At 67.6% G+C, this 13,034-nt stretch carries 27 protein-coding genes; 24 read left to right on the forward strand and 3 right to left on the reverse strand.

The genetic code is table 11. The annotated features are described in order from the left end of the window. Positions 1-5: 5 nt before the first annotated feature. The 12 genes from ITJ48_RS05050 (at position 6) to ITJ48_RS05100 (ending at position 6,466) form a co-directional block, all read left to right on the forward strand. Complete coding sequence (locus ITJ48_RS05050) at positions 6-785, forward strand: hypothetical protein (RefSeq protein WP_194612650.1); 780 nt, start codon at positions 6-8, stop codon at positions 783-785. Positions 786-846: 61 nt separating this feature from the next. Continuing rightward, a complete protein-coding gene (locus ITJ48_RS05055; protein ID WP_194612651.1) occupies positions 847-1,506 on the forward strand; it encodes a hypothetical protein in 660 nt (219 codons plus the stop codon). Between the two features lie 53 nt (positions 1,507-1,559). Continuing rightward, entirely contained in the window at positions 1,560-1,868 is a 309-nt protein-coding gene (locus tag ITJ48_RS05060; RefSeq protein WP_194612652.1) for a hypothetical protein, read from the forward strand. Then, positions 1,865-1,999, forward strand: a complete 135-nt coding sequence (locus ITJ48_RS16400) for a hypothetical protein (RefSeq protein ID WP_255524490.1) — start codon at positions 1,865-1,867, stop codon at positions 1,997-1,999. The genes ITJ48_RS05060 and ITJ48_RS16400 overlap by 4 nt, the downstream gene beginning before the upstream one ends. Positions 2,000-2,042: 43 nt before the next feature. Then, positions 2,043-2,960 carry an AAA family ATPase gene (locus ITJ48_RS05065; RefSeq protein ID WP_194612653.1) on the forward strand — a complete coding sequence of 306 codons (918 nt, stop codon included), beginning with the start codon at positions 2,043-2,045 and terminating at the stop codon, positions 2,958-2,960. A gap of 2 nt (positions 2,961-2,962) precedes the next feature. After that, positions 2,963-4,060 (forward strand): RNA ligase, encoded by a 1,098-nt coding sequence (locus ITJ48_RS05070; RefSeq protein ID WP_194612654.1) that lies wholly within the window; start codon positions 2,963-2,965, stop codon positions 4,058-4,060. Continuing rightward, the gene (locus ITJ48_RS05075; protein ID WP_194612655.1) at positions 4,057-4,788 is read left to right on the forward strand and encodes a DUF4406 domain-containing protein; all 732 of its coding nucleotides are present in this window, start codon (positions 4,057-4,059) and stop codon (positions 4,786-4,788) included. The genes ITJ48_RS05070 and ITJ48_RS05075 overlap by 4 nt, the downstream gene beginning before the upstream one ends. Beyond that, entirely contained in the window at positions 4,785-5,114 is a 330-nt protein-coding gene (locus tag ITJ48_RS05080) for a hypothetical protein (RefSeq protein WP_194612656.1), read from the forward strand. The genes ITJ48_RS05075 and ITJ48_RS05080 overlap by 4 nt, the downstream gene beginning before the upstream one ends. Then, positions 5,111-5,485, forward strand: coding sequence for a hypothetical protein (locus ITJ48_RS05085; RefSeq protein WP_194612657.1), 375 nt, complete (start codon positions 5,111-5,113; stop codon positions 5,483-5,485). The genes ITJ48_RS05080 and ITJ48_RS05085 overlap by 4 nt, the downstream gene beginning before the upstream one ends. Then, positions 5,458-5,751 carry a hypothetical protein gene (locus ITJ48_RS05090; RefSeq protein WP_194612658.1) on the forward strand — a complete coding sequence of 98 codons (294 nt, stop codon included), beginning with the start codon at positions 5,458-5,460 and terminating at the stop codon, positions 5,749-5,751. The genes ITJ48_RS05085 and ITJ48_RS05090 overlap by 28 nt, the downstream gene beginning before the upstream one ends. Continuing rightward, positions 5,748-5,939: a hypothetical protein gene (locus tag ITJ48_RS05095; protein ID WP_194612659.1), complete on the forward strand. Its 192-nt coding sequence runs from the start codon at positions 5,748-5,750 to the stop codon at positions 5,937-5,939. The genes ITJ48_RS05090 and ITJ48_RS05095 overlap by 4 nt, the downstream gene beginning before the upstream one ends. Further along, on the forward strand, positions 5,939-6,466 hold the full coding sequence (locus ITJ48_RS05100; protein WP_194612660.1) for a single-stranded DNA-binding protein: 528 nt from the start codon (positions 5,939-5,941) through the stop codon (positions 6,464-6,466). The genes ITJ48_RS05095 and ITJ48_RS05100 overlap by 1 nt, the downstream gene beginning before the upstream one ends. A 7-nt stretch (positions 6,467-6,473) precedes the next feature. Here ITJ48_RS05100 and ITJ48_RS05105 read toward each other — a convergent pair whose 3' ends face one another. Beyond that, entirely contained in the window at positions 6,474-7,031 is a 558-nt protein-coding gene (locus ITJ48_RS05105; RefSeq protein WP_194612661.1) for a hypothetical protein, read from the reverse strand. Positions 7,032-7,103: 72 nt separating this feature from the next. Between ITJ48_RS05105 and ITJ48_RS05110 the strand changes: the two genes are divergently transcribed. From ITJ48_RS05110 to ITJ48_RS05155, 10 genes are read left to right on the forward strand one after another with little or no spacing between them, the layout of a single operon-like run. Beyond that, positions 7,104-7,370 (forward strand): glutaredoxin domain-containing protein, encoded by a 267-nt coding sequence (locus ITJ48_RS05110; RefSeq protein WP_194612662.1) that lies wholly within the window; start codon positions 7,104-7,106, stop codon positions 7,368-7,370. Beyond that, complete coding sequence (locus tag ITJ48_RS05115) at positions 7,367-7,621, forward strand: DUF3039 domain-containing protein (RefSeq protein ID WP_194612663.1); 255 nt, start codon at positions 7,367-7,369, stop codon at positions 7,619-7,621. The genes ITJ48_RS05110 and ITJ48_RS05115 overlap by 4 nt, the downstream gene beginning before the upstream one ends. Beyond that, complete coding sequence (locus tag ITJ48_RS05120; protein ID WP_194612664.1) at positions 7,618-7,770, forward strand: hypothetical protein; 153 nt, start codon at positions 7,618-7,620, stop codon at positions 7,768-7,770. Before ITJ48_RS05115 ends, ITJ48_RS05120 begins: the two co-directional genes overlap by 4 nt. Next, positions 7,767-8,033, forward strand: coding sequence for a hypothetical protein (locus ITJ48_RS05125; protein WP_194612665.1), 267 nt, complete (start codon positions 7,767-7,769; stop codon positions 8,031-8,033). Before ITJ48_RS05120 ends, ITJ48_RS05125 begins: the two co-directional genes overlap by 4 nt. Further along, positions 8,030-8,365, forward strand: a complete 336-nt coding sequence (locus ITJ48_RS05130; RefSeq protein WP_194612666.1) for a hypothetical protein — start codon at positions 8,030-8,032, stop codon at positions 8,363-8,365. Before ITJ48_RS05125 ends, ITJ48_RS05130 begins: the two co-directional genes overlap by 4 nt. Then, positions 8,362-8,712, forward strand: coding sequence for a hypothetical protein (locus ITJ48_RS05135; protein WP_194612667.1), 351 nt, complete (start codon positions 8,362-8,364; stop codon positions 8,710-8,712). The genes ITJ48_RS05130 and ITJ48_RS05135 overlap by 4 nt, the downstream gene beginning before the upstream one ends. Beyond that, positions 8,709-9,029, forward strand: a complete 321-nt coding sequence (locus ITJ48_RS05140) for a hypothetical protein (protein WP_194612668.1) — start codon at positions 8,709-8,711, stop codon at positions 9,027-9,029. The genes ITJ48_RS05135 and ITJ48_RS05140 overlap by 4 nt, the downstream gene beginning before the upstream one ends. Next, complete coding sequence (locus tag ITJ48_RS05145; protein WP_194612669.1) at positions 9,029-9,478, forward strand: hypothetical protein; 450 nt, start codon at positions 9,029-9,031, stop codon at positions 9,476-9,478. The genes ITJ48_RS05140 and ITJ48_RS05145 overlap by 1 nt, the downstream gene beginning before the upstream one ends. After that, positions 9,465-10,136, forward strand: coding sequence for a hypothetical protein (locus ITJ48_RS05150; RefSeq protein WP_194612670.1), 672 nt, complete (start codon positions 9,465-9,467; stop codon positions 10,134-10,136). The genes ITJ48_RS05145 and ITJ48_RS05150 overlap by 14 nt, the downstream gene beginning before the upstream one ends. Then, positions 10,133-10,345: a hypothetical protein gene (locus tag ITJ48_RS05155; RefSeq protein WP_194612671.1), complete on the forward strand. Its 213-nt coding sequence runs from the start codon at positions 10,133-10,135 to the stop codon at positions 10,343-10,345. The genes ITJ48_RS05150 and ITJ48_RS05155 overlap by 4 nt, the downstream gene beginning before the upstream one ends. 632 nt (positions 10,346-10,977) lie before the next feature. Here ITJ48_RS05155 and ITJ48_RS05160 read toward each other — a convergent pair. After that, on the reverse strand, positions 10,978-11,337 hold the full coding sequence (locus ITJ48_RS05160; RefSeq protein WP_194612672.1) for a hypothetical protein: 360 nt from the start codon (positions 11,335-11,337) through the stop codon (positions 10,978-10,980). A gap of 53 nt (positions 11,338-11,390) precedes the next feature. Between ITJ48_RS05160 and ITJ48_RS16605 the strand changes: the two genes are divergently transcribed. Continuing rightward, positions 11,391-11,753 carry an HNH endonuclease signature motif containing protein gene (locus tag ITJ48_RS16605; protein ID WP_194612673.1) on the forward strand — a complete coding sequence of 121 codons (363 nt, stop codon included), beginning with the start codon at positions 11,391-11,393 and terminating at the stop codon, positions 11,751-11,753. A 219-nt stretch (positions 11,754-11,972) separates the two neighbouring features. On the opposite strand, the gene ITJ48_RS16055 is transcribed toward ITJ48_RS16605, so the two are convergent. Next, positions 11,973-12,266, reverse strand: a complete 294-nt coding sequence (locus ITJ48_RS16055; RefSeq protein WP_228506202.1) for a hypothetical protein — start codon at positions 12,264-12,266, stop codon at positions 11,973-11,975. Positions 12,267-12,694: 428 nt separating this feature from the next. Between ITJ48_RS16055 and ITJ48_RS05175 the strand changes: the two genes are divergently transcribed. Further along, a complete protein-coding gene (locus tag ITJ48_RS05175) occupies positions 12,695-13,027 on the forward strand; it encodes a hypothetical protein (RefSeq protein ID WP_228506203.1) in 333 nt (110 codons plus the stop codon). Positions 13,028-13,034 lie beyond the last annotated feature (7 nt).

The raw sequence follows: 13,034 nt of genomic DNA on the forward strand, positions 1-13,034 counted from the left end.
CACACATGGTCTGGCAACGGATAGACGACCAGTTCGGCGTCTCCCAGAAGGTCATCCGCATCCCCCGCAAGCGGAGACAGCAAGTCATCGGCCTCTGGACCCTCGCCAACAACTACGCCGTGAGGGCCCTCACGGACGGAATCATCGAGGAACACGAACTCGAGGAACTCGACGCGAAGGACACCGACGTCGCCGAGCTGGTCCGGGTCGGCCTCTGGCACGGGTCCTCACACCGCTGTAGCGCGTGCGCTCGGCCGCCAGCCGGCGGCGTCGTCGTGCACGACTTCCTCGACTACAACTTCTCTCGCGAGCAGGTCATGGCCGACCGGGAGAAGGAACGCGTCCGGAAGGCAGCCCAACGTCAGTCCAGGCGGAGTCCCACTGGGACACCCGATGGGACTCCGGGCGGAAGTGATCCGGTGTCCGGAGACCCCGTCCCGTCCCGTCCCGATCCCGTCCCGTCCCCCTTGACAGACACCACTCACGAACCACAGTCAAGTCCAGAAGGTGATGGGTCACCGAAGGGACTCGACGGAGGAGAAGTCGTGTCACTGAGGGCCAGGGCGGTGGGGATCAAGGACCTCCCGGAGGTGCTTCGTCTGCTGCGATCGCACGTCGGCATCACCGTCACCGAGGCCGGCGCGATCGAGCTGGTGCAGGAGACCACGAAGCGGGCACGCGACGAGGTCAAGAACGTCGACGCCTACTTCGCCCGCGCCTGCCGCAAGTCTCCCGACGAGGTCCGGGACGACTACGACCGCCTCGACATCGCCGCCGTCAGCTGACCCTGCGGCATCACACACCCAAGAGGGTGCGCTGCTTGGCGCGCCCCGGAACAGGAACACGATGAGCACGCTCCCCCGCACCCGCCAGCACTTCCCCCGGATGAAGCTCCGCGGCAAGAGACGCCGGCACGAGCGTCGCCTCTTCTCGCAGACCAACCTCACGAACCTGTTCGGAGACTTCGCCGACCTCGTCAGCTCAACTGCGCAGGCGACAGGCATGCACGCCGACCAGATGGCCCGAGCCATCAACGAGATGGTGCAGGCCTACCAGGGCAGCGTCCGGGCTCTCGAACGCGACCCGTACCTGGTGGCTCTTAACCGCGAGGAACCGCCAGCCGAAGTCACGTGCCCGGTCTGGTTCCTCTGGTCGGCGTTCGGCGGTCGCGGTGACACCCAGTGCGACCCGGTCAGTGGCTACCTGCTGGACACCGACGAGTACGACATCACAACGACGCCGTGCCCGATGCACCAGCCGGCCGAGTTCTACGAGTGGGCCTGGGGCGGTTCGTACATCGTCCCGACCTGCGCCCGCTGCGAGCGCATGCTCCCCACCGGGACCCCGCTGCAGATGCACGAGCTCGGAACGTCACTGAGCGCTTCAGCCGAGTGCGGCACGTGTGGCAAGCGCACGTGGGTTCTGATGCGGAACTACGCCGACGCCCTCGGGGATGAGACGCCGCAGTGGCACCCCGGCGAACGCGCGTCGGCGGTCACGCAGTGATCGCGGTCCCGGCGGAGCAGTCGAGCAGGGACCACGCGAGCGTCAAGCGGACCATGACGCTCGGTTGGGCACCCGGTGCCGGGCCCCGCATGAACGTCATCCGCTACGGCGGCCGCCGCGGCACCCAGGTGTTCGAGGGTGCCCTCGTCAAGGCCGAGCTCGTCTACGAGTGGTCACCCGGCATCGAGGGGTGGACCCGGCAGGCGTCCCTCTTCATCGTCGCCCCACAGGGCAAGGGCTGGTCCCGCAACCCAGTCCGCGCGAACGACTCGAGCGACTTCGAGGAGATCGCCACGGCACTGCACCAGCAGTACGCACCCCGCACCACCGTCACCCTCACCGAACAGGACCCCACCGCATGAACGCCCCGTCCACGAGATCCCGCATCGGGAATGCCGTCGTCTTCATCTCCGGTGTCGCCCTCACCGTGCTGATCCTGTCCGGTGTCGTCGTGTGGATCACCGGAACCTGGCGCTCACTCATCGGCATCTGACCGACAACCCACCACTAGCACGCACCGAACAGGAGACCACCACGTGACCACCCTGCACCTCACTCGCGGCATCCCCGCCTCCGGCAAGACCACCTGGGCCAAGGCCTGGCTCGCAGAGGGCCTCGAAAACGGTGACGACCGGATCCGCCTCAACCGAGACGACCTCCGCCAGATGCTCAAGGGCCGCCGCTCCGGCCTCCTCTGGGTCGACGAAGAGCGAATCACCACGGTCCAGCACGACACGGCCCGTGAAGCACTCGCCCGCGGCTTCGACGTCGTCGTCGACGACATGAACCTCCGCGCCCGCTACGTCCGCGCCTGGCTCGCCCTCGCCGAGGCCGTTGGTGCCACCGTCGAGATCCACGACTTCCCCATCGAGCTCGGCGACGCCATCGCCCGCGACGTCCTGCGGGAGCACCCGGTCGGGGCCGCCGCCCTGGCGGGCATCTACGACCGCTTCACCCGCAAGGGAGTCCTCCCAGAGGTGCCCACCGAGCCCGAGCCCGACAAGCACGCCGGCCTCGTGCCCTACGTCCCCCTCCCGGACAAGACCCAGGCCTACATCTTCGACATCGACGGAACGCTCGCCCACATCCCAGAGGGCGGGCGTTCCCCGTACGACGGCACCCGAGTCCACGAAGACGTCCTCGACGACAACGTCGCCCACGTCATGCGGGCGCTCGCCGCAGACCACTACCTGATCGTCATGTCCGGCCGGGACGCGAAGTACCAGGCCGCGACCGTCGACTGGCTCGAGGCCAACCGCGTCCAGTACGACGAGCTGCACATGCGGCCCGAGGGCGACACCCGCAAGGACCAGGTCGTCAAGGCCGAGCTCTTCGACGCTCACGTCCGCCACCGGTTCAACGTCTTCGGCGTCTTCGACGACCGGGACCGCGTCGTCGCCATGTGGCGCGCGCTCGGCCTCACCACCTACCAAGTCGCCGAAGGGGCGTTCTGACCATGACCACCACCACCCTCGACCAGATCCTCGACCCCCGCGTCCTCGAGCAGGAGATCGCGGCTGGCTATATCAACCGGCGGCTCCACCCCGAGTTCCCCGAGCTCGCCCTCATCGGTTACAGCGACCGGGCCCAGTACGACAACCACTGGACCCCGACCGTCCGAGCGGCCCGCGGCATCATCTACCGCACCGACACCCTCGAGGTGCTCGCCCGCCCCTTCGAGAAGTTCTTCAACTACGGGCAGGAGGCCGGCGTCGAGTACGACCTCGACGCCCCCATCCTCGGAGCGTTCAACAAGTTCGACGGGTCGCTCGGCATCGGCTACATGCGACCGGACGGTCGCTTCGCGATAGCCACCCGGGGCAGCTTCGACAGCGAGCAGGCCCGCCACGCCACCGAGAACATCGGTGACTGGGCCACCGTCGCCCACGCGTGGCAGAACATCGGCGCGACGCCCCTCTTCGAGATCATCTACCCCGACAACCGCATCGTCCTCAACTACGGCGACCGCGACGAGCTCGTCTTCCTCGGCGAGGTGGACATCGCCACGGGGGCATACCGGATCCCGGCGTCATGGAACTGGGCTGGGGCCTCGGCCGGGTCGACGCTGCGGGAGGTGCTCGCTGTGCCGCCCCGTGTCAACGCGGAAGGCTTCGTCGCCTGGATCGACGAGCACACGGCGGTGAAGTTCAAGCAGGACGACTACCTCGCCCTGCACCGCGTCATCTCGAACCTCACCGTCAAGGAGGTCTGGCGACAGCTGCGCGCCGGCACCTACGACGCCTTCGTCGTCGCGCTCCCCGACGAGTTCCATACCTGGTCCGAGCGCACGGCCCAAGCCCTCATGGGGCAGTTCGTCGACGTTGCCCGGGCCGTCTACGACGCCCACATCGATCTCGACGACCTCGACCTCCCCGACCGGAAGGCCCAGGCCCTCTGGATCAAGGAGCACGTCCCCGCCCACCTCCGCGGCTTCGTCTTCTCCGCCCTCGACGACCGCACCTACAACGACGGCATCTGGCGCACCCTCGAGCCCCACGGAGGCGGCGCAGAGATCGCCACCGCCACCCTCACGAACCAGGAACCCACCGCATGACCGACACGAGACCCACGGCGCTCGCCGAAGCGACCCTGGTGTTCGAGCAATTCAGCCGACCACCACTCACCTCCAACCAGCGCCTCGGATGGCGCGCCAAGGCGGCCCTGACCAAGAAGGTCAGGGCCGCCGCTTCGTTCCAAGCCCGAGCCGCGGGCCTCCGCGACCTTGGAGCTTGCCGCGTCACCCTCGTCTGGTACGTCCACACGCGGACCCGCCGCGACGCCGACAACGTCGTTCCCACGCTCAAGGCCATGTGCGACGGACTCGTCGACGCCGGGGTCGTTCCTGACGACGTGCCTCGGTTCATGGACAAGCTCATGCCCCGCATCGAGTACGAGATCGCCGGCACACCCCGCCTCGAGCTACACGTCAAGCAGATCCCCGTCACCGATGCTGCCGAGGGCTCCACGCGCGCCACCGTCTACGTCGCCGGCCCCATGAGTGGTCTGCCGGACTTCAACTACCCGGCATTCAACGAGGCCGCGCAGATGCTCCGCGACACCGGCTACCGGGTCCTCAACCCCGTCGACTCCGAAGAAGAGAACCACTCCGGCGGACCCGAGACCTGGGACTGGTACATGCGTCACGCCCTCCGCATGGTCACCCAGGCAGACGGCATCGCCCTCCTCGACGGCGCGGACACCTCCCGCGGTGCCCGCCTCGAGCAGCAAGTCGGGAAGGAAATCGGCCTCGACATCAGGCCCCTCGCGGAGTGGCTCCAATGAACGCCCCTTGCGACCGGTGCGGCATCGAGGTCGCCGCCCGCGGGATGCTCTGCGGCGACTGCCTCGACGTCCTCGAGATGACCAAGGCCGAGATGCGCGACTACACCAACGGGCTGATCCGGACTCTCAAGACCTCTGACCACTCCGACAGTCAGATCGCCGTCTACACCGGCCTCAGCCAGCGCACCGTCGAGCGCCGCCGCAAGGTGCTCGGGATCCCACCCGTGACGAAGCCTGCCCGGCAGTTCTGGTCCGATCCCGAGAAGGCGCTCGAGAGCAACCTCCGCGGGATTTACGCCCACAACGCACGACGGTCGGCAGCATGACCGGCTTCCGGGTCCCTGCGCACACGGAGCTGCCGCAGAAGCACTACGCGGCGCTCTTCCAGCTCGCTGAGCAGAACAAGACCACCATCGGCGCACTGATCGCGGAAGCCGTGCGCCGGCAGCTGGAAGGCGCACCCGCCGCACTATCGGCCCGCAGCCTGGCGGACCTGCCGCCAGCCGAGATCGGGGCCCGGCGATGGTCACCCGAGCACGACGAGATCGTGATCGCGCTCAACAAGGCCGGCATGGCCGACCACGAGATCTCGAAGCGCATGGGAGTCAGCAGCTCCACCATCAACAACCATCGCCGAGCGCTCGGCCTCACCCGCAACTTCGCCAGCAGGTGGGCCGGCCACACCGTGAGCAGCTGACCCTGATGGCGAAGCGCTACTCCCCCGAGCAAGCCCATGGCGACGCCAAGCAAGCCATCGACCAGTTCATGGGCCGCGGCAAGACGCCCCAGTGCCGGTGTCGCAACCACCTCGGCAAGCCCAAGACGCAGCACAAGTCGAAGGACGCCGCCCTCAAGGCCGTCATGCGCCGCCACGTGCGACACGGAGGCCCGTTCATCACCTACCCCTGCCCCACCAGACCAGGCGTCTTCCACGTCGCCACTGATCGAAAGAAGAACCCGTGACCAAAGTCAGCATCTACATGAAGAGCGGCAACCAGATCGATCTCGAAGTCGGCGAGGACTTCTCGGTCGGTACGACCAACGGTGAGGTCAGCCGGATCACCTGGGGGAACAGCTGCCGTCCGCGACCGCTGACGATCAACCCCGTCCAGATCGAGGCTGTCGTCGAGCACACCAAGGGAGCGCGCTGATGGCGGGCGAGACGGTCATCACCGTCATCGGCAACCTCACCTCCGACCCCGAGCTGCGATACACGCAGAACGGTCTCGCGGTCGCGAACTTCACGATCGCGTCGACCCCGCGCACCCTTGACCGGCAGTCCAACGAGTGGAAGGACGGCGAGGCCCTGTTCCTCCGCGCCAGCGTCTGGCGCGAGTTCGCCGAGCACGTCGCCTCGTCCCTCACCAAGGGCAGCCGCGTCATTGTGCAGGGCCGCCTCAAGCAGCGGTCCTACGAGACGAAGGAGGGCGAGAAGCGCACCAGCTTCGAGCTCGACGTCGACGACATCGGCCCCTCCCTCCGCTACGCCACCGCACAGGTCACCCGGGCCTCGTCGTCACGCGACGGCGGCAACTCGGGCGGCTCGTTCGGCGGGCAGCAGGCCGGCGCACAGCAGCAGGCGACCGAGGCCTGGTCGCAGGACACGGCGAGCGCTCCCACCCCTGACGTGTGGAACACGCCTGGTGGCGGCACGTATAACGACGAGACGCCGTTCTGACTCGGCGCTACTGAGCTTGCTGCCCGTCGCTTGGATCGGCCGGCGTCGTGTCCGAGGCCGCTTCGGCCGCCTGCTGTGATGCCTTGGTGCGGCTGTTCGCTATTGCCCGAGCGCCGGCGCGATCAAACCTTTCTTTGAAGTCGGCGTCAGCGATCTGGCCTCGGAACCACTGCGCGGCCGCCTTCTCCCAGACCGGCGCGTAGGCCATGACTTCAGCGTGCTCGTCTTTGGACATGACGATGCCGAGGGTGTCGGCGACGGCACCTTCCTCGTGCGTAGTCCAGAGGCGGATCTTCACCATGTGTGTCTCGACGGTGTTCATCGCCTCGTACTTCTCCGCCGCCTGGCTGTCGGGCGTGACTGCGTAGTTACGCAAAGCGATGCTCGCGTCCCAAATTGCCTGTCGTAGGACGGCGCGTCGTTCCTCGGCGATGGCCTTGGCCCGCGCGCGCTCGTCCGCACGCCTTGCAAGCAGGGGTCCGAGGACGGAGGTCATGAAGCCACCAATTACCGACGCGAAGAGCGCGATGGTCGCGCCCCACACCACTGCCCAGAAGTCGTCCACCTCGCAACCCTAGCGATTCTCACGTCTGCCTCCGGGCCAGACGACCCCACTCACTCCCTGAAAGGAACACCCATGACCCAGAAGCAGACGGTCACCGTCTACACGAAGCCCAACTGTCAGCAGTGCGAGATGACCAAGAGATGGCTCATCGCTCGCGACGTCGACTTCCAGATCGCGGACATCACCGAGGACGGCAACCTCGCCGCAGCGAAGGCCCTCGGCCACCTCGCCGCCCCCGTCGTCATCGTCTCCCAGGGCACCCCCGGCGACGAGGTCCACTGGGCCGGCTTCCAGCCCACCCGCCTTGACGAGAGCATCCGAGTCGGGACCGCCGCATGAGCGCCGACACTCTCGAGCGCCCCCAGCTCGCACCCACCGACCACGACAGCACAACCCGCACCCACATCGTCAGCTGTCCCGACGACAAGGAGTCCACCGAGGCGTGGCTCACCGAAGCCCGTGTCTTCGGACTTGAGGTCACGGCCCTCTGCGGGCACAAGTGGATCCCCCAGCGCGACCCGCAGCGCTTCCCCGTCTGCCAGGCCTGCCTCGACGCAGCCCAGATCATCATCACCGAGGAGTCAGCATGAACAAGATCGAGGTCACCCTGCTCGCTACGGCGGACACCCCCGAGCTGCTCACGCGAACCGTCGAGGCCGTGGCGCGGGCCCTGGCGGGCCTCGCCCTCGAAGGCATCGAACCCATGATGTTCGTCACCGCCAAGGGGGACGACGAGTGAGCCGCCGGCAGCGTCACCTGCCCATCGAGGGGCGCGGTGACCCCGAGTACGACAACGCCACCGACCTCATCCGCCAGACCATCGGCCTGAACAGCTACGGCAAGGGCCCCATCGTCACCGAGGGCGGCGTGCGGCGCATCAACCGCCAGTACGCCCAGCTCACCATCGTCGACGGCTTCACCCGGTTCGGCGACTTCATCACCCACAACAAGCGGGTCCGCATCCCCAAGGGACACCCCTGGCGCGAACGGAGCACACGATGACCACCGCCGAGACACTGCGAGCCGCGATCGCGAAGCTGACAGAGCAGCGCGACGCCGCCATGAAAGGGCCATGGCGGCACATCGCGCTGAACTACTGGGGCGCACCCACCCCCGGCATCTGGGCTGACGGCGAGGACAGCGAGGTCGGCTACCCCTTCAACCAGCCCGACGCCAACCTCCTCGTGACCCTCCACGCCACCATCGATGCCCAGATCGAACTCCTCAAGCTCGCCATCGACTACGGAGACCTCCAAGTCGGACGCGGCAGCCAGTTCATCGCCCATGCCCACGAACTCGCCACAGCCATCCTCGGAGAGCAGGTGACCGAATGAACGGCGCTCGCCGCATCCTGCGAGCGCTGAGCACCGGCGTCGACGCCGCCTCTGCTGCGCTCGAGCTGCGTGCCCACGAGATCAGGACCGGCATCACCGTCATCGACGCGGTCGCGGCCGACGACGTGACCAGCCAGATGCAGGCAGTCGGCCTCAGCGAGATCGGCCGGCGTGACGTCCGACTGATGGCGCTGCAGCTCGCAGTCGCAGGGGTACGCCTCGATGACCTGCCAGCCCTCATCCACCTGCACTACCGCAGCAAGCACATCGACGCGCTCACCCCCGAGGAGCGCCGGCTGCACCTCATCCCCGACCCGACACCACCTCTGTCAGGAGACGCACCATGACCGATGCCACCCCAACCGTCTACGACAACCACGTCACCGAAGCCCGGGCCGCAATCGGCCGCCGGAACAACGGCGGCGAGGTCCCGGCCGAGATCATCGCCGTAGCGCAGGTGCGGGCGACCCTCGCCGTCGCAGAGCAGGCCCGCATCGCGAACCTCCTCGCAGCACAGGCCAATAACCGCGCGGTCATCGCCCGCCACCCCGAAATCGCCGACGGCGACAACGCTCGCGCCCGCGCCACGTTCCTCGGACAGCAGATCAGGGAAGCCCTCGGCGGCCCGCAGATCAGCGACAACCAGGAAGGGAGCAACCCGTGATGACCACCCTCGACCTCAACGCCATCATCGCCCGCGCCTGCCACGCCACCCCCGGACCATGGGGACACGTCGCAGACACCACAACGCACGGGCAGGAAGTGCACCGCATCGGCTCAGAGACCACGAACAGCGACGTCGCATCAGTCGACCGCCGATCAGGGGAAGTCACCGACGCCGACTTCATCGCCCACGCCCGCGAAGACATCCCCGCCCTCGTCTCAGAGGTACGCCACCTAACCGAGGAACGAGACACCTACCGGCGCGACGCGGAGTCCTGGCGGCGCTACATGGCCAGCCAAGCAGCCATCGACAACGCCACCCCACCCCGACGCCCCACCATCCCCTTCACCCCCACACACGACAAGCTCACCCACCCCCGAACACCCCACACCAAGACCACCGCGCTCGCGGAGGCCAGAGAGGCGGATCCGACCGATGACTGTGACTGATGCCGTCTGCGTCACTAACGACATGCACGACTCAAGGCCCTGCACGATTCGAGGCGAGCACAGCGACATCTGCGACGGGTACGAGTACCGCTGGGCCGAAGAGCACAGACGCTACGTCGCCACCGGCAAGGAGTGCCACGGGTGCCTACCCCGGCTCGCCTCGAACGGGCTCCTCTGCCGTCCGTGCTGGGAATCGCTGCAGTCCGCCGAGAACGCCTACGGCCCCCTCGCCGAGCTGCTCGAGGAGTTCGACGTTCTGGTCGTCCCAATCGGCGACGGGGGCGGAGGGGGCGAGAAGGCGCGCATCCCGCTGTCCGGCACGAAGATCGCGCTGAACGAGATCAGCTCGTACCGCGGTACGGCAGAGACCATCGACCTCGATGCCTGGGTGTCGAGACCCGAGGGTGCAGAGGAAGCGGTCCGGTTCACGCGAGCCGTCCGCGGAGCCCTCCGGTCGTTCCCCACCACGGAGGATCCGCACCGGGTGCCGCGAGTGCGCTGCCCTCAGTGCGAGCTCCTATCGCTCATGTGGCGGCCGCCAGTTCTCGCTGGCGACTCGGTCCGTATCGACTGCCGCAACCCCGAGTGCGGCTTCGTCCTCGACCAGGACGCCTTCGACAAGGAGCAGGGCTGGTCCATGAAGGTCGGTGCCCCATGAGCGAGTCAGCATGGGTGTCCGTGAAGGACGCCACCGTTCTCGCGCACCGTGGGAAGACCGTTGTCTACACCTGGGTCAAGCGGGGAGTGGTCCGCTCACGCCGCAGCGCGACCGGGGTGCTCGAGGTCCACGGCCTCGACGTCGTCCAGGCCGAAGCCAACGTCCGCCGCGGCCGGCCGGAAGGAACCCCGACACGCCAGAAGCGGTAGAGCTTGCGGAAAGTCCGGAAAGCCCGGATGATCTGTAACAAGAGTCGAGTCGTGTGCCCAACCGGGTAGGCGGCTCGTTGCAGTTTCAGACGAAGGGCCTCCGCGAGCGCGGGGGCCCTTCGTCGTTTAAGCGCCCCGCGCGGCAATGCCGGGGTAGGCCGAGGCCTTGCCCGGCTGAACAAGCGCTCGTGGCCCCGGAGACGCATACGGGGAAAGTCGTAGAGCCTCGGCAGCGCGCCCTAGGCTCCGCGCTGTGCACGCCTCGTCACGCTAATCCGAGGTAGCTGGTCCGGTTGGAGGAACCGGGGAAACGTCACGCCGCTGCGTGACGCCAGCCTGACTTCCCCGACCGCCCACACGCACCTGACTGCTACCGGGGCGTCGATCGGGGATCATTCTTCCGCCGTACCCCGCCGAACCTCCGCACCTCGGAGACGGGGGCAGGACGCGGAGCCAACCAAGGAGAACGATGTCGGATCGCCTAGGCGTCGGGAGTGCAGCGCTACACCTCAAGGAGGCGTGGCAAGTGATCGCTGTCCGGTCCGGCACGCGCACACTGTTGAGCCTCGACGGCAAGCGAGTGGCATGCGTGGCCGTCGACCGACTTCAACCAGCCCCCTAGCGCGGGCCGCTCACTCGTCGTCTTCGCGCAGCAACCGTTGCGCCTTCTCCTGGCGGCGGGCAGAGCGAACCTGCCACGGGAAGAGCAGCCCTCCCAGTGCTGACTCGCTCACAGCCCCTCCAAAGCTCACGGCCTCGGATGCGGCAAGCGAGCGCTTCCGGATCGCGTCCCGTTCTTCTTCGCTCATGGCGTTCCACTTGCTCATGTCCGGGCCGGCCTTGAGGGCAGCCCGCCTCCTAGCAAGATCCGCCCGGCGCTCGTCCAACTCCCCCCGCCTAGCCGCCTCACGCTCGAGCTGCTCTGCGCGCTTCACCTTGCGCACCGCCTCTCGCGCCTCGAACTCAGCCAACCGTTCCGCCCTGGACTTCATGCATAGAGCGTGCTGTCCCTAGTGATCCAGGTCAAGGGCGCAAGGGAGTCGCCATGCCACGCGCACCGAAGAAGTGCGGCGCACCTCAGTGCGAGGTGCGCGTCGTCGCGACCACCTACTGCGACGAACACAAGCCACTCGCTTGGCGGACCAAGTCGCGGCCGGGCAGCACGCGACAGTCACGCACGCTGCGCGAGCAGGTGCTTCGACGCGATCCTGTCTGCAAGTGCAGCGGCTGTCGACGCTGCACGGCGACAGGATGCGATCGACCAAGCACCGACGACGACCACATCGTCAACGTCACGAGCGGCGGCAGCGACGACATCGCGAACCACCAAGGCCTGTGCCATCCGTGCCACGGCGTGAAGACGCAGCGAGAAGCCGCGGCAGCCCGGAGGGCAGCCGCGGCGCAGTGACCGTCTCGGCTTTGCCGAGGTGGGGAGGGGGTCATCCCCCTCCCCGCCCCTCGGGGCGGACACCGGAGAGGTGCTGCTCATTTTGTTGCCTACGGTTCCCCACGTTTCGTGGGCCCGCCCGGTGCCAGGCCGCACCGGGCGGGCCGAATGCAGGCAGTTCGGGCCGAATGAGGTCGACGCTTACTGCCGCCGCAGATGGGCGCGAGGCGTTCGAAAGCGTTACAGCGGAAGAAGAGTGCCGGCGCGAAACACGTTGCCGGTCACGGTGATGTACCTGCCGGTGCTGTAGCGCTCGATGGCCAGACCGTCCTCGACGCGGCGTGTGCCCGGCGCGGGATCAGCAGTGCCCCAGATGTGCAGCCCATCCCCGCTCGGGCTGACTTCGACGTAGTTGCCGGGGTAGGCCCTGAGGACCTCGCCTGCAGCAGAGGTTGGGACCCCATCGACGAGGCAGTGGTCAAGGTCGATGCAGCCCACTCCGTCGCCCAGCACGAAGCCGAGACCGGACCCCACCGCAGAGGCCTTCGCCAAGGCGTAGGTCGACCATGTCGCCTGGTCGGTCGAGCTGGCTGGGTCTCCGTGAACCGTGAGGGGCCGCTTGCGCTCATCGCGCCGCACCCACCGATCACGGTCAGTGAGCTCGCGAGGCAACTTCGCACGGTGCGCGTAGACGCGGCACTTGCTCGAGCAGAACCGAGCCTGTCGGTTGCGCATCACAGTCGATGAACCGCACCACGCACACGTCCTAGGCATACCTCAGTGTAACGGTTCTAGCCCTGTAACTATAGGGAAAGGGGGGTCTTGTGCCCGCTGCGAAGAAGCATCCCTCCGCCCGCGCGAGGAAGAACACGGCTTCGACCGCTGCCACCCTCTCGGACGGTGGCAGCGCCATCGTGCCTGAGCTGCCTGCCCGCCCGGTTGTCTACGGCGAGGAGGGTGAGGTGGTCGCGAGCGACTGGCACGAAGCCACGACGCAATGGTGGGCCGACCTCTGGGCCAGCCCCATGGCCAACGAGTACCACTCGTCAGACCGTCACGCGCTCTTCCTCCTCGCCGTCCTCGTCGACGACTTCTGGCGCGCCCCTTCGACCAAGCTCGCTGCCGAGATACGCCTGCAGCGCGTCGCCTTCGGCCTGACTCCGTACGACCGCCGTCGCCTCGAGTGGACGATCGAGACCACGGAGGAAGCCAAGGACCGCGGCACCGCACGGCGCGGGCAGACGAGCAAGCAGCCGAGCCAGCGCGCAGACCCGCGACTCGCCCTAGTCCAGTAGGTGAGCC

This window comes from Frigoribacterium sp. VKM Ac-2530, from assembly GCF_015350835.1.
Lineage (GTDB): Bacteria > Actinomycetota > Actinomycetes > Actinomycetales > Microbacteriaceae > Frigoribacterium.